The 15,080-nt window shown below is 54.7% G+C and carries 13 protein-coding genes; 1 reads left to right on the forward strand and 12 read right to left on the reverse strand.

The window, feature by feature from the left end; all coding sequences use genetic code 11:
• Positions 1-24: 24 nt before the first annotated feature.
• From HM1_RS03340 to HM1_RS03390, 11 genes are all read right to left on the reverse strand, one after another.
• Positions 25-549: a glycosyltransferase family 2 protein gene (locus HM1_RS03340; RefSeq protein WP_012281871.1), complete on the reverse strand. Its 525-nt coding sequence runs from the start codon at positions 547-549 to the stop codon at positions 25-27.
• Positions 503-1,933 carry a mannose-1-phosphate guanylyltransferase/mannose-6-phosphate isomerase gene (locus HM1_RS03345; RefSeq protein ID WP_012281872.1) on the reverse strand — a complete coding sequence of 477 codons (1,431 nt, stop codon included), beginning with the start codon at positions 1,931-1,933 and terminating at the stop codon, positions 503-505. The genes HM1_RS03340 and HM1_RS03345 overlap by 47 nt, the downstream gene beginning before the upstream one ends.
• 24 nt (positions 1,934-1,957) lie before the next feature.
• The gene (locus HM1_RS03350) at positions 1,958-2,239 is read right to left on the reverse strand and encodes a nucleoside-diphosphate sugar epimerase/dehydratase (protein WP_012281873.1); all 282 of its coding nucleotides are present in this window, start codon (positions 2,237-2,239) and stop codon (positions 1,958-1,960) included.
• Positions 2,240-2,466: 227 nt separating this feature from the next.
• A complete protein-coding gene (locus tag HM1_RS03355; RefSeq protein WP_012281874.1) occupies positions 2,467-3,012 on the reverse strand; it encodes a hypothetical protein in 546 nt (181 codons plus the stop codon).
• A 273-nt stretch (positions 3,013-3,285) separates the two neighbouring features.
• Positions 3,286-4,689, reverse strand: coding sequence for a glycosyltransferase family 2 protein (locus HM1_RS03360; protein WP_012281876.1), 1,404 nt, complete (start codon positions 4,687-4,689; stop codon positions 3,286-3,288).
• A gap of 46 nt (positions 4,690-4,735) precedes the next feature.
• Complete coding sequence (locus tag HM1_RS03365; protein ID WP_148207072.1) at positions 4,736-5,314, reverse strand: LbetaH domain-containing protein; 579 nt, start codon at positions 5,312-5,314, stop codon at positions 4,736-4,738.
• A 171-nt stretch (positions 5,315-5,485) separates the two neighbouring features.
• Entirely contained in the window at positions 5,486-7,108 is a 1,623-nt protein-coding gene (locus HM1_RS03370; RefSeq protein ID WP_012281187.1) for an IS1182-like element ISHmo2 family transposase, read from the reverse strand.
• Positions 7,109-7,122: 14 nt separating this feature from the next.
• Positions 7,123-9,048, reverse strand: coding sequence for an HAD family hydrolase (locus HM1_RS03375; protein WP_012281878.1), 1,926 nt, complete (start codon positions 9,046-9,048; stop codon positions 7,123-7,125).
• Between the two features lie 28 nt (positions 9,049-9,076).
• Positions 9,077-10,663, reverse strand: coding sequence for a glycosyltransferase family 4 protein (locus tag HM1_RS03380; protein WP_041313226.1), 1,587 nt, complete (start codon positions 10,661-10,663; stop codon positions 9,077-9,079).
• Positions 10,664-10,718: 55 nt separating this feature from the next.
• A complete protein-coding gene (locus HM1_RS14385; RefSeq protein ID WP_012281880.1) occupies positions 10,719-11,825 on the reverse strand; it encodes a glycosyltransferase family 2 protein in 1,107 nt (368 codons plus the stop codon).
• Between the two features lie 82 nt (positions 11,826-11,907).
• Positions 11,908-13,014 carry a class I SAM-dependent methyltransferase gene (locus HM1_RS03390; RefSeq protein ID WP_012281881.1) on the reverse strand — a complete coding sequence of 369 codons (1,107 nt, stop codon included), beginning with the start codon at positions 13,012-13,014 and terminating at the stop codon, positions 11,908-11,910.
• 139 nt (positions 13,015-13,153) lie between these two features.
• Between HM1_RS03390 and HM1_RS03395 the strand changes: the two genes are divergently transcribed.
• A complete protein-coding gene (locus HM1_RS03395) occupies positions 13,154-14,497 on the forward strand; it encodes an IS1380-like element ISHmo1 family transposase (RefSeq protein ID WP_012281882.1) in 1,344 nt (447 codons plus the stop codon).
• 236 nt (positions 14,498-14,733) lie between these two features.
• Here the strand turns inward: HM1_RS03395 and HM1_RS15050 are convergent, their stop codons facing one another.
• On the reverse strand, positions 14,734-14,883 hold the full coding sequence (locus tag HM1_RS15050) for a UDP binding domain-containing protein (protein ID WP_148207162.1): 150 nt from the start codon (positions 14,881-14,883) through the stop codon (positions 14,734-14,736).
• Positions 14,884-15,080 lie beyond the last annotated feature (197 nt).

Here is a 15,080-nt window from a genome sequence, read left to right on the forward strand (position 1 = left end):
TCGACGCGAAGAGTCGAATTCCCTTTAAATTCCACCAATTTCCATATAAAAACGTCTTGCTTTTTGCCCTCTCTTGAGGGGGTTTTTAGACAGACTCATGTAATAATCCGGCTCTGCCAGCGCTTGCGCTTTCTCGCCGGACGTCTCGCTCCGCTCCGGCCGACCCTGTTGCTCCCACTGGACAAACTGGTCATAGCTTCGCACGTCGAAAGCGACGACACCCAGGCGCGGGTCGGCCTGAAAGCGGGAGACCATTCGTGTGATGGCGTCGTAAGCCGGAAAGGAGTCATCATCAAGGATCAGCACATACTCACCGCGGGCCTGCCGGAATCCGGCGTTGTACCCCTCGACGCCCAGGTTTTTTCCTGTCTCGATGAGGCGCACCTCGGGAAACTCTGCACGGACCATGGCGACGCTGTCGTCAGTGGAACCGTTGTCGACGACGATGATCTCCAGCGGGCGGTAGGGTTGCTCTCGAAGGCGAGTCAGCCCTTCTTTCAGATCATTTCGCCGGTTCCAGTTCAGGATGACGACAGACACCAGTTCCATCGGATAACCTCCCATATACATCATCAAACCGGACGATATCGTCTTCTCCCAGATAACTCCCGTTTTGCACCTCAATGATCTCCAGCGGAATTTTTCCGGGATTGCTCAGACGATGCCTTGCCGTTTTGGGCACAAACAAACTCTCATTCTCGTGAATCCACCTCGTCTGGTCGTCGACGGTGACGCAGGCCGTCCCTTGCAGGACGATCCAGTGTTCGCTGCGGTGGTAATGCATCTGCAGGCTCAACTGGCTGCCCGGCGTAACGACGATGTGTTTCACCTTATACCCCGGCGCCTCCGCCAGGACGGTGTATTTTCCCCAGGGCCGGAATTGGGTGGGATGTTCTGACGCCTCCCTTCGCCCGCGACCCCTCAGTTGTTCCACGAGGGACTTGATCTTTTGAGAGTGGCCCTTCTGCGCGACGACGATCACATCGGAGGTCTCCACCACGAGGGTGTCCGTCAGGCCGATCCCCGCCACCAGGCGCCCATTGCTCATCAGCAGCGACTCATGACAGTCGATGGCGTGGCAATCCCCTGCCAGCACGTTGCCCTCTTCATCTTTGGTCAGGGCGTCAAAAATGGCATCCCAAGAGCCGATATCACTCCAAAATAGCGACAACGGGATAACGATCCCCCGATCTGATTTCTCTGCCACGGCGTAGTCGATCGACACCGAAGGCATCTGTTCAAAACGGGCCAAGGACTGCTCGAAGGATTCGGCAACGCCATTGTAAATCTCAGGCGCATGGCTCTTCAGTTCCGCAAAAACCGTTTCGATCTGCATCGCGTACATCCCGGAATTCCAATAGTAATTCCCTTGCCGCAAAAAGGCCTCCGCCACACTCCGTTCCGGTTTTTCCGTAAAGCCTGTCACTGCAAACCCGCCGTGACAGGGTGCGCCTGCCTGAATATAGCCGTAACCGGTCTCCGGCTTTTCCGGCAGCACGCCGAGGGTGACGATCTTCCCTTGCCCGGCGCCTTCGACGGCCTGCTTGACGGCGTTGACAAAACCATCCACCGGTGAAATCAGGTGATCCGACGGCGAGACAAAGAGGACCTCCTCATCGCCGCATCCCAGGACATCAGCGCAATAGCGGGCAGCCAGGGCGATGGCCGGCGCCGTGTTGCGCGCCGCCGGTTCCAGGAGGATGTGGGCCGCTAAAGCGCCGCAGAGGCGGAGCTCCGTCTGCACATGGTGATAATAGACCTGATTGGTGACAACCACCATGTCGGCAGGGTTGGCAACCGCCAAGAACCGCTCGACCGTCTGCGCCAGCAGCGACTTTCCCCCTTGCAGGCGCAAAAACTGTTTGGGATAGTCCTGCCGGGAGAGGGGGAACAGCCGTGTCCCCCCGCCACCGGCCAAGATGACGACTTTCACATGGTCACCCCCTGCGGCGAATCGTTAGAGGGGAACTTGACATCCAAGCTTCCCATCGTAGAGCCGGATCAGTTGAACCCTTTCGGGAAGGACCGGTTGCAATTCCTCGTAAATCTCATGTTCAAAGGCTGCCGACGAGATGATGATATCGGAGCAATCCTCCTGGCGCTCGGCGAAAAACCGCTCTTTGGCGTACACGGGCAGACCGTGGAGCACCCTGCCGTCTTTATGGGGATTGGAATCGACGATCCCTTTGATCTTCTCCCTGGCAAAGCCTTTGTTGGTGAGCAGATCCAATAGCCGCATCGTATGAACCCCGCCCCCCAGATGTACGCCTGTTCGCCAGGCAACGCCTGTTCTAGGCGGGATACAAAGGCTGTCTCCTGCTCCCGCCAGTAGGCCTCCCCTTCCGGCGACATCTTCGAGAGTTCCACCTACCGGTCATAGAGGGTCATATCGCGGACATCCTGTTTCTGCCAGAATTCCTCCTGTTCCATCGTCGTTCCGCAAAAACAGGTGCGCATCGGGCAGCGCTACGGCTCCGCAAGCTTTTTGCCGGTAAAGGTAACCGGCGCTTCCGACAAGAAATTGAAGATCTCGCGGAAAGCCTGGTGTTCGCATGGATTCACCCGCCCGCTCTCCAGATAGATGTTGAAACGGCTGTATCCAGCCCGGCAGCAGCGCATCGTAGGCTGATGAAAGCCGTATTCCGATAAAAACCGCGTATGGACCGTCCGGTAGGCGCTTACAATATACTCCCGTTCCTCTGGGGAATAGGCCTCCGGGTATCGTTTGCCCTGGTGTTCTCCCACCAGGAAATTGGGGCACATGACGGCGCCCAGTGTGGTGAACCGCTCGGCCATCGCCGGATAACGGGCGATCCGTTCCGGTAGCATCACATAGATGACGGTGGTATAGACGTTCAAAGCGGTCAGGATCCGGACGTTATGTTCAAAAATGGCGTCATAGTGCGGATTTTGCTCATGTATGGGGTGGTAGGACAGCTTGATTTTGGCCAAACGGCGAATCGTATCGTCAGTGAAGAGATGATCGAGGGCGATAGAACCGTTGGTCGTCATGCAGATACGGTGCCGTGGCGCCAACTGGCTGTATAACGCAGCAAAGTCCAGGTTGATGAGCGGTTCTCCCCCTAAAAAGTTGATGTCCCATATCCCGGTCTCATCAAAAAACGTCCCTAAACGCGACAGCTTTTACCGATAGGAGGCCCAGTCCTGGGGCACGTTCGCTCTCGCTCCAAGACAAAAAGAACAATTGAAATTGCAGTGCTCCCATAAATTCACGGCCGCGCTTAACCGTTCCAGTTCCGCCATCGGTTCACCGCCTCATCGATTTCATATCACGTCGGCAGCCTTCCGTCCAGGTTGCGTTTCCTGCACCCGTTGACGGCGACTCTTGCCTAGATCGATCAGTTTCTGCCGCAACACCGGCAGGAACCGTGCAATATACCCCTGATAGACCTGGTCATACCGCTGGAGAGCGCGCCGATCTTCCTCCGAGTGGACGACATTCATATACGCGTCCACATACAACCCGACCTGTTCCGAGAGTTCATGGCGAACATCGGCGATCTGCCGGCAGGTTTGACACAACAGGAACGACCGGTCTGCGTCAGGAACGCCCTCCATCACCGGATGAGCAGGGAATTGGAGGGCCAGTTCGGCCGCAGGGAGTTCGCGCGACGCCAGCGACAGGCGGAGTCCCGGCTTGGCGGCAAGCATCCCGTTCACGATCTCCCGGAGAACCCGGATATCCCCGCAGTCCAGCAAGACCACCTGCTCCGTAGCCTGGAACACCTCGGCCAACCGGTTTTGCTCACTCTCCCGCTCGAAGATCCTTTCCGGTCCGGCTTGACCGCGAGTCCCTGTGAGGGCGTCTGCGACGGCCATGAAGAGCGTCTTCACCGTGTTGTGTTGTCCTTTATACTCGGAGAAAAATGCAGCCTGGGCCAGTTCAGCGCAGAGGGCCTCTGCGAAGCGTTCCAGCGTCCCTCCATCGAGAGCCCTGGCGAAGAAATGGATCCGGTTCCGCCAAAAGTAGTACGTCGCGAAGGTGTTCTTGCGGACAGCGGCGCCCATCTTGTGCCAGGCTTTGGATCCTGCAAATGCTACCACCCGGCGCCCCAACCTTCTCATCCGGTAAAACCATTCCACGTCGTCCCAGTAGATGAAACAGCCTTCGTCCATCAAACCGACCTTCCGCAGGACATCGGCGCGGAGCATGACAGAACAGGCGGGCACATAGTCACACTCCATGATGTCAGGCAGATCGCCCCTATCGATATGGTTCTTGAAATGGGGTTTGAGGTGAAAACGCTCCCAATCGATGTTGGCGCCCAACTCCTGGAGTTGGTTAGGGTGAGCGTGTTTATACAACCTCGACCCAGCCGCCGCTACGTCAGGATGTTCTTCCATGAAGACGTGCAGCGCGCCGATGGCGTCCGCTTCCACGAACACGTCGTTGTCGAGAAGATGGATGTACTCGTATGCTTGCGAGAGCGCCCACCGGATGCCCCTGTTAAAACCACCGGCACCGCCAAGATTTTGCTCGTTCCGCAACAGGATCACCTGATCCCCATAAGCGGCGGCGACGGCCTCGGCAGAGCCGTCGGTGGAAGCGTTGTCGACGACACAGAGATCGAATCCACGAAACCGGCTGGCCAGCACCGCATCGATGCACGCCAACAAGTCCTCTTTTTTATTCCAGTTGCAGATAACGACGGCTACGGGATGAGCCATGGATCAGACATCCCTTTCTTCGATCGTTCCGTAGATCTTCGCCGGCTCAATAGGCCGTATAGATCCTGGGCCGCCCCAGAGGGGCATACCTCCGCTCGATCTCCCCGCGGATCTCGTCGAGATAGGCGATGGAGCCGACGGCAAAGACAGCATTTCCTTTTGACGCAGCTTCCTCCAGGGAGACAACCTGCACACCCTCCAGAGACTTGCCCCATAGATGTTGTTTTTTATCGATAAAAAACAGCACACGCAAGCCCTGCATAGCGGCCAACTGGAACAGGACGCGGCCTGCCTCTCCGGCGCCGTAGATCATCAACTCCCGGACGCCATCGGCCACGATCCGCGCCACCAGAGCGTGAAAGGCGACGACATAGCTGCCCCGGCGCCTGCGCTTCAGGTGTTGTTGGAAAAAGTACAGCGGGTAGCGACGCGTGACGATCAATTGCGGCCAATAGACGTTGCCGTATCTCCAGCCGTACGAGGAAAGCTCCAAAAAGCGTTCCACGCCGTCCCGCTGCATCAGTTCGTCCGCAGCGGCATCCCACAAACGGCGGCAAGCTTTACTGCCAAAGTTATCGTCATGGAGCAGTCCGCCCAATTGTTCGGCCTCGTCAGGTGTGGGCATCTCAATCATCCGATTAAGTGAGGCCGTCTAGAAAATAAGCAAATTCCCTAGCCAGCCCTTGCAAAAGCATGATTTTTTAATACAAACAGCAAAAAACTAGAGTCTTTTTATCGGTCTCACCGGCCCTTTTTGAGGATTTTCCTCAAAAAGGGCAGATCTCCCCCTTGCACCTTATGCGGCTTTTTTGAAAGCAACACCGCGTAAGGCACTCACCTCCAACACCATGGTTGCATTCTTATCATTTCGTAGACGGTTGAGTTTTTGAAAGTTCGCCGCTAACGCGCTGAGCCGGGCGGCATAAGCCAGATTTCGTTTTCCGATACGGCGAACCCGGCGCAGTCCGTAACGGTTGACCAGTTCATTTTGCTTGGCTTCGATGCGGCTGCGAAGACGCATCTGTTCCTTATAGATTTTCGTTTGGGAGTGCTTTGCCGCCTCGAGCATGACACCATAGGCGTTGTGAATAAAAATCGTGCGCCGATGTTTCTTTTCTTTAAAACAGGTCGTGTAACGAGGGCAGTGCTTGCAATCATGGTCCTTGGCGCGAAGCACGAAGTTCTTCCCATCTGCCACTTCCGAATAGGTGGTGATGACTTTTCCTCTCGGGCAGATCAGTTGTGTTTGGTCTTCGGAAACTTGAAATCCCTCGCCCGCGAGGATATCACATTTTGTCTTTGGTGAAAGTGGCGCCACTACGTCAATGCCTTTTTCCTTGAGGGTGACACGGTCATCGCCCGCACCATAGTGGGTATCTCCAATGATCGTCGGGTTTTCTACACAATCGGTGGGAAGCTGATCCGCTAACGGCACCAGACTGGAGCCGTCATAGTCGTTGGCTTTCATGGCCTCGGCGGCGGCGATAAATCCGGAATTTCCGACTTCGACGATGGCCATCTTATACCCGCGCCATTTCGTCTTGCCCTTACAACCGAAACGGGCTTCGCTGTCTACAGCCGAAACTATCATATCTTTGACAGAACCGCCGGGGGCTATCTCAAGAGTTCCATCATCTTTCCGAATGATTCGTTCACGGAGGATACGGCAAAGCAAAAGGGCGTAATGAATGACATCGGGCTTCTTCTTCCACGAAGCCTCCGATGACTCCACGTAGGCCAGCAGTTCGTCAGCCTCGCTGACCACTTCAACAAGCCGTTCCATTTTGGCCTTATCGTCCAGGTTATGCTCTTTCACTTCCGTCACTGTTTCCAGGTAACGTACCGCCCGAGGGGCATGGGGGATTGCATGCCATGGAACACTGTATTGCTTCGCCAAAAGACGCACCAACAGGCGCATGGCTTGGCGGATCAGTTCGATGGTCGTGGGGGCACTGATGGGAGCTATGACATGGGTCGTGTCCGTTATCCAAGGTTCTTTCCCTGTCAAAACGCCCAGGTAGTACATCAACCGGATAAAGCGATCGAGATAGACCTTATCAAGTTCCTTTTGGATGAGCCGTTGCCGGTGGACGCCAAAATTGGCGTGATCAATGCCCGGTTCATCGAGGGCCATTCCTAACGCAAACTTGACCTCGATGTTCACACGTGTCTGTGCTTCCATCCCCCGGTCTGTTTCGCCCAGCATTTCCTGTAACATGCAGGCCATCGTCATCTGCCGGGCCGCATGACTGGGACGTCCGTTGTCAAGGCAATAGAGACCTGTAAAATCCTCCGGTTGTATTAATAGGGGCGCCAATTCACGAAACAGGCGAAAGACGGAATCGGCAGGCACAAGTTGGTCCCAGAGGGCTGCAAAGTCGTAAAAGCTAACTTGGGGGTCCACATCGAATCGAAACAAGGTACATCGCCTCGCTATAAACAGTCTTTGTACCTATATCCTTCGACGCGAAGAGTCGAATTCCCTTTAAATTCCACCAATTTCCATATAAAAACGTCTTGCTTTTTGCCCTCTCTTGAGGGGGTTTTTAGACAGACTCTAAGTATCGCCAAAATATCCCGCTTTTTTGTGAGTGCCTTATTCCTAATATCGGGCTTTTGGGCGCATAACTTGAACCACATTTGTTGAAAAGCAAGCATTCCGCGCTGGCAGGCGTCTTTTTGCAACTGTTCTTCCGCGGAACAGCGATATTCCGAAAGCACCGGATAGACTTGCCCTTGTGGACTTTCCTCATAACCCAAGGTCGAGCCGACACCTTCCATGAGCAACTCTTCGATCGTTTGCGGGCTGCGCGCGATGGGCGTCATCAGATCGGCATTTTCCCCGGCATTGCCGGCAAAACCGCGGATATCCATCCCTTTCAGCAGATGCGGGGTGACCGCTTCCGTTCCCATAGCGAGGAGATGGCACAGGTCGGCTGGACAGTTTTCCAGCGCCAGGGCAGATTCCAGGGAGGACTGAATGGAACCGCGAAACCCCAGATCCACCGTGGCAACCTTGCCTTCGGCAGGCAACAGTCCACTTACATACCTCGCCAGGAGCTGTCGCTGTCGCGCGATAAAAGACCGGATTTTGGTTAGAACCGGCGGTCGGGTCAGTAAGTCGCTCAACGCCTGTTCCACGTTGACGCCGTCAGCCATCACGGTCTGCCGGCAACAGGAAGCCTCTAGATCCAAGTAACTGGCAAACCCCTCGACCTCCGCCGGTTCCAGCGGGAACATGGACAGGATGTCGCCGACCGTCACGTTCCGCCGTTCGAACAACTTTTGGATCTCGGTCTCATCAAAGGCCTGCAAACCGGGGAAGTAGGTCGATTGCCGTGACACATACAAGGGGATCACGGGGATCGACAGCCCGTGATAGGCGAAGGTCTCCCGGAGCAACCTGCTCAGGAAACTCCCTTCCCGCATCAAGGGAAGCACACCGGCGATCTGCTCCTCCCGGCACAGGTCGACGATCCATTCGGTAAAGAGCGTAAAAAAGGGCCCCATGACGCCGGCGCCTAACCGGAACCAGAAGGCCTCCTCCTCGCGACAAGGGGCTGTAAGAGCGTCGGTCAGCTTCCGCAGCGAGAGCAGTTCCGGCAATATGTCGCCATGCAGGATCGACTCCCATTCGTAGATACTGTTCAGTTCCGGTGTGATCGCTCGGTAGTGTACTGCGTCGATCCCTGCCTTGGCGGCGCCATGCACATCGGCCGCCAGGTTGTCCCCCATGTGCAGGATCTCTCTCCGGTCGATGGAGGGGTAGAGCGCGCAAAGCCGCTCAAAGAGTTCTCCCGAACCTTTGCCAACCCCCTCTTCACTGGAGACAAAAAGCTTCGCGATCCACCGGCTCTCCAACCCATTCGCTTCCAGCAACGCCATGATCTGTTCAGCCGAGAGATACATATCGGACAGCAGGGCCACGGGGACGCCCGCTTCCCCGCAATGCCGGATCAACGAGAAGACACTTAGGTTAAGATAGCAACTCGATTTTTCTGCAGCCAGTTCAATCGCCGCGATCGCCTTCCGGTCACCGATGTCTTCCGGAAGGGTGGCGTAAATCTGATCGAGCGAGATTTCCCTGGCGCCTGATCGTCGCTGTTGCCCATCGCGGGCCTCCTGTTCGGCCAGCTTGCGCAGTTGCCGGTACATCTCAGGGGTGATTCGTCGGCACAAACACCCGGCGGCGTGAGCCGCTTCCGCCGTTCTGACAAAGACATCATCGGGGTTCCGGCAGGTCCGCAACAACAAGGTGTCAAAGACATCCAAACTGATCAGGCGGGCTTTCTCAATCTTTCCTGCGTAAGCGGCCAGAAACCGGTCGTCCCGCCAAAGTTCCCTGCCCTGCTGATTCATCGCCATCCCTCCTACCCTGCACCCTGTTTCAGGGCTGCCCCTCTCCTGCGATCGGTTGCTTGACAAAGCCGAATAAACCGTACCAAGGGACCGAAAGACCCAGCGCTTCCAACTGCGCGAGGATTTCCGCTTCCCACTCGGAAGCGACCAGGATAAAATCAATGTCCTTTTTGTCGATCAACTCATGGGGGGCAATAATCGGGAACTGCTCGCATTGCTTCCCCCATTTTGAGCCGTCATTATCAACAAAACAAGCTACCGGCATACCCCTGCGACGAAAAAAAAGGGCTGCCGCCTGACCGAGGGTACCGGCGCCAAAGATCGCCGGCCTGGTTAAACCTTTTTCCCTGCAGTAGGCATAGAGTCGCTCCAACTGGAGAGGCAACGCTTGACGCCGCAAAAAGCCGCGGTCCTGGGCGGACAACAAGGCCTTGTGCTTTTCATGGATCACCGGCGGATAACGGCGTCTTTTTGCAACGTTTTTGTAGACCGCCGCGATTTCTGTGGATACCTTCAGGACAGATGGCACAACGGGAAGGCGGCTCGCCCACCGGTCGACAATCGCCCGGTCAGAGAGGAGTTTTTTGATGACATCCCCAAGCTGTTCATAATCGCCAGGTTCGAACAACATCCCGCATGCTTCATGAATCAATTCCGGTATCCCGCCAATCCTGGCGCCGATGACAGGAACGCCGAGACTGTACGCCTCCTGGATCACCAGCGGGGCCGAATCAGGACAGACCGACGGGACGACGAGCACATCCAACGTCGCCATGATTTCCGGCAGGTCTTCATGACGAAAAGCTCCTTCAAAGCGGATGTTGGTTTTCTCACCTGTCAGCCGCCGGAGGGTGGGCACGTATAAACGATCCCACTCACCGTACAGGTGCAGTGTCGCTTCGCTTTCCGGTATGTCTCGGAATGCCTCTATCAGCACATGGACGCCTTTATGGGGAGAGAGCGCCCCGATAAAACCAAAGCGGAGCCGCCCCTGCCGATCGCTCCTTTTGGGCAAAGGCGCCCCCGCTTCCACCATCGGATAGACGGTTTGGACGCGCTCTGGGGCGATCCCTTCCTGAACCAGACGGCGCCGGTTGGCCTGAGAGACTGCTATGATCACATCCGCCTTTTGCAGCATCGCTTGGATAAACCGGTGCCGCTCGATAAAGACGCTGATCTCCGGCAGTCCGCCAGGCGCTTCCTTCGGGAGAAAACAACGGGCGCAATTGACCCCGCCGTTGGGTCCGTAGCAATAGTCCAGTTCATGATTGATCAAAAAGATTCGCGGGCAGATCACCCAATAGTCATGAAGGGTTACGACGACCGGAATCCCCCTGTCATAGGCTATGCCGATGAGAGAGGCGCCCAGGTTTTGGAGTTCTTGAAAATTAACCACATCCGGTTTTTCCGCTTCCAGGAACGCGGCGAAGCGCCTTTCTTCTTCTGGGATGACACAATCTTCCCAGAGTTTGCCATCGAGGGAACGAATCGCCCCCGCCTTCCCTTCGCCGACGAAGTGACAGAGTTCAAATCCGCCGATCGAACAGAGCCCCTTCGCCAAGGTATCGATATACCGCTTCACCCCTCCCGCCGGTTGCGGATAGACAAATGCCACTTTCAACCTTCTCGTTGCTCCCTTCACGCGAATCGGGTGGGCGCTTCCGTAACCCCTATGCCCGATCGAAACTCATCTCAGCCAGTTCGCGCCACGACAAGACCAAGAGCTCCCGCTCACCGATCAACGAGCGGATCTGGGCTTTCACTTCCTCATCATAGCGGCCTTCAAAGGATAAGATCACGGCATCGATCTGTTCCGCCTGCTCCCGCAACCAGTCCGGCCCGTAGATGGGAACGCTCCTCATCGTGTGGTTTTGCCGGCGCCCATCGTTGTCGAGGAAGCATACCGTCTCAATGCCCGCTTGCCGCATGTCCTCCAGCAGGAATAAGGCCAGCTTCATAGAGCCGAAGATGGCCGCCCGTCGCACGCCCCGCAAGACGCTGGACAGACTGCGCTTTTGCAGAAGCAGCGCCTCGAACCAGGCGCGGTAATAATGAAAATTGTACTCGCCCGTCGAGAGGGGCTTGCTCTCGGTAGCAAAGAGCTTCTTCGTGATCAACTCGCCCTCGGCGCGGGTTTTCCAATAATTCTTCAAACTGCTGGAGGTTCCCCCGATCCGGAAGTTGGCGATGGTGCGGTCGAAGTAGTAGGCCTTGTCGCCGTCACTGAGGAAGCACTTAATCACAAACTCAAAATCACCGGCGATGGGATAATCGAGACTAAAACCGCCCTGTCGTTCAAAGAGGGACCTGCGGGCAAAAAAACCGGGATGCGGCGTCATATAGCCCTGCTTGAAATCCTCTATCGTCACGGGTTTTCCGTAATAATAGAAAAAACCCGAACCCTCTTCATGCATCCGCACATTTCCATAGACGATGCTTAGACCGGGGTGAGCGTGAAAAATGGACGCTACCTCTTCGATCACATTGTCATCCTCAAGGTAGTCGTCAGAATTCAGGAAGTAAACAATATCCCCTGTTGACGCCCGGTACCCTTTGTTAAAGGCGTCATAGATTCCTCGATCCGGCTCTGATATCACCTTGGCGATGCGAGAGCGGTATCGGTCGACGATGTCCAGCGTGCCGTCCGTCGACCCTCCGTCGACGATGATGTATTCAATGTGGCGATAGGTTTGTCCGAGGATACTGGCGATCGTCTGCTCCAGATGCTTTTCGCTGTTGTAGGTGGCCGTAACGATTGAGATCAGGGGCCCGACCATATGGAGTTGCCTCCCCACTTGCGTCTTTTGGCGGAGGGCAGATTTTCCACCTCTGCCTTAACGAGACAACCGTCTCAGCTCTTTATGGCTTGGTGATGTACGGAATGGTGTCGAAGTCTATAATGCTCTTCAACCCCATCTCGATCAACCGATTGCCGATTTCCTGGTGATAGGCGATGGAACCAATGACCACAAAAATATCCTCGACAAGGCCAATCGCCTCATCCGGAGCGGCGATGTTCAAATCCATCAGCTTTTGGCCGGCCTTCCGGACATCGCTGTCGATGAAGCCGGCTGCCTGGATGCCCAGTTCCTGCAACAAGTAGTACACGGCGCTCCCGACTTTTCCTGTTCCCCAGATGTAAACAGGCCGTCCCTGGGCAGCTATGGTGATTCTGCCGATCCATTCGCCCATGCCGGCTTGGTGCACCACCTGCTTGTTCTCCACGCCTTTGTAATGCTCCGCGATCTTTCTGACCCGGCGCGACTCATCGCCAAAAAACAGGTTCTTCCACCGCTGATTCGGCTGGTCAAACTTGCTCCCTTGGGGGGTGAAGACCGATATGCAATCATTTAAGAGCAAGCCGTTCCAATTGATCAATTCTTGACGGATACAGCACAGGCCCACGGAAGCGCAGATCGCCTCAAACCCTTCGGCGGTGACGGTGCCCGCCCGCCATGCGGCGTTTTCCACAAGGACCTCCCCGTTTTGATCACAGTAGCGGCCCAGATTGGAATGATGGATAAAGCCCACGCCGTCGGGCTTTAATTTCTTCGCGAGTTGCTTCAGATAGGCTTCGAGCACGTCGATCTCGACATGCACCAAGGAGTCCCAACTGAAGACAAAGTCCAGCGAATTGTCTTCAATCATATCGAGCGATTTCCCGTCATTGGTGAAGTAACGGAGATTCTTTGCGCCGGCGAACCGCGCTTTGCAAGCGTCGATGCAACGTTCCGTTAAATCGACCAGTATCAGTTCTTGCGAGACATCTTTTAGAAACTGCGTCCACCGCCCGAAGCCTGGCGCCAGTTCCAGCGTTCGCCCCAACGGGAGGTAGGGCAGGATTCGCGGCAATATGGTGCAAGTCCATAGATACTCCGTTCCACCCCAACCGGCTGACCACTCATCGCCCGATTGACTCCAATCGTAATTCGACCAGGTTTGCAAGTTATCGTTGATCGTCGCCAATATAGTTCCTCCCTCAATAAATTAACCTGAATCAGTGACAGGATAAAAAGTAAATAGTCGAAATTCAGCGCATTTCCCCGTATAATAGAGATAAACGAGTTTAATCGGAGTGATTTAAACTCACCGACGGGGTGAATGCATGACCATGAAGAAGTTCATTATCGAGCAATCGAATGAGGAGCTTACACCGGTAACTGGATTGGCGCTCGTGGGCGCCTTGTTAAGAAAGACTTCATTGAAATTGCGATTGGATAAGTCCACTGTGCCCACTTGTTTGACACCAGATATAAGCCACGGAACTGTTGCTCTGAGCTACCTGGGCCTTCTCTGTCAGGGAAAGAATGACTTCGATGCGATTGAGCTGGCTCGTGGAGATGACTTTTTTCGATACGCCATGGGCGTCGACATCGTACCCTCCAGTCCCACGTTACGACAACGATTTGAAAAGGTTGTTGAGACGGATTTGAAATGGAACGACATCATTATGGAAGAATCTGCTCGTCTCATCAAAAAAGCAAAAGTTCCCTTGACACCTGTTCGGGTCGGCGCTACGGACTATCTGACGGTAGACGTAGATGTGACGCCATTGGATAATTCCGGTTCCAAAAAAGAGGGGGTGACGCGCACCTACAAAGGTCATGATGGCTTTGCGCCCATACTGGCCTACCTCGGTCAGGAAGGCTACTGCATAAACGTTGAGCTGCGTCCGGGCAAAGATCATAGCCAGAAAGGAACGCCCCAGTTCTTAACAAAGAGCATCAATTACGCACGCCAGTGCGGAGCTGAGAAGCTTCTGGTACGCATGGATTCCGGCTTTGACAGCGTCGATAACATACGCGTCCTCCGCGCAGAGAATGTTGACTACATAATCAAAGGCAACCTTCGCCAAGAAACTCCCGAAATGTGGAGGGACATCGCCCTTAAAAATGGGCAGGCCCGAATTGTTCGGGAAGGAAAAGTGGAGTATACGGGCAGCGTAATGTGGAAGGTCGGCGATATGGAACAACGTGAACGGGTGGTTTTCCATGTCGTGGAACGAACCATCTTGTCCAATGGGCAGCAATTGCTGCTTCCAGAGTTAGAAGTGGCCACGTACTGGACGTCGTTACCCGTCTCGCCGGAAGAATTGATTCATTTGCAAAGAGATCACGGAACCAGCGAGCAATTCCATAGCGAGTTAAAAACGGACCTTGATTTGGAACGACTGCCTAGTGGAAAATTTAAGGTCAATGATCTGGTCTTTCATTTCGGTGCGCTTGCCTATAACCTGCTTCGCATCGTTGGTCAAATGAGCTTACACCATCTGGATTCCCCTCTAAAGAGAAAGGCCCATACGCAGCGCCGCCGGATACGCACGGTACTTCAAAATGTGATCACCATTGCGTCTCGATTGGTGAGACATGCCAGACAAGTGAAGCTCCGGCTCGGGGCGCATAGTCCCTGGTACGCAACGTTTAAGGATCTCTATCTTGCTTTTTCGTAAACGGCAAGAATTTCCTAAAAAATCAAATTCATTCGATGGGATAGACCTTTGGATGTAAAATGTGTCAAAGGTTAGCTTTGCTATACGCTTTTATGGATCTCGTTTCTTGACGGCATCACCTTCTTTGATAAGACGACGTGTTCAAATGGCTATCTAAGGAAATTGGATTAAATTCTTGTAATACGAATTACTTTTTGTGGAAAATCATTGGGGTACTGCTAAGTCGACTCACGGATTCAGGATATCTTTTTGGCGTTCTCTATGGCGCGTGGGTCGAAAGCACGAATCACTGCACCTTCGACTAAAAGCTGATTAATGATTGAGATGGCGGCTGACTCACGCATATCGTCAGTTCCTGATTTGAAAGCCAGGCTTAGAATGCCGATGCGCCTACCCGCTAAAGGCGGTTCAACCCCCTAATTCTAGAGCGTAGACCCCTTATTCGCTGTTTTTCGTAGAGTCTCACAAAATTGACGATTGCGCTGATTCGGGGGGCTGCCGTCACCGCCTCTTACAGGTTCCTATACAGACCAACGTCTATCAAGGGCAAGGGCTTCGCCACGCCTTCGGCGTCCCTTGACAG

This window comes from Heliomicrobium modesticaldum Ice1 (genome assembly GCF_000019165.1).
Classification (GTDB): domain Bacteria; phylum Bacillota; class Desulfitobacteriia; order Heliobacteriales; family Heliobacteriaceae; genus Heliomicrobium; species Heliomicrobium modesticaldum.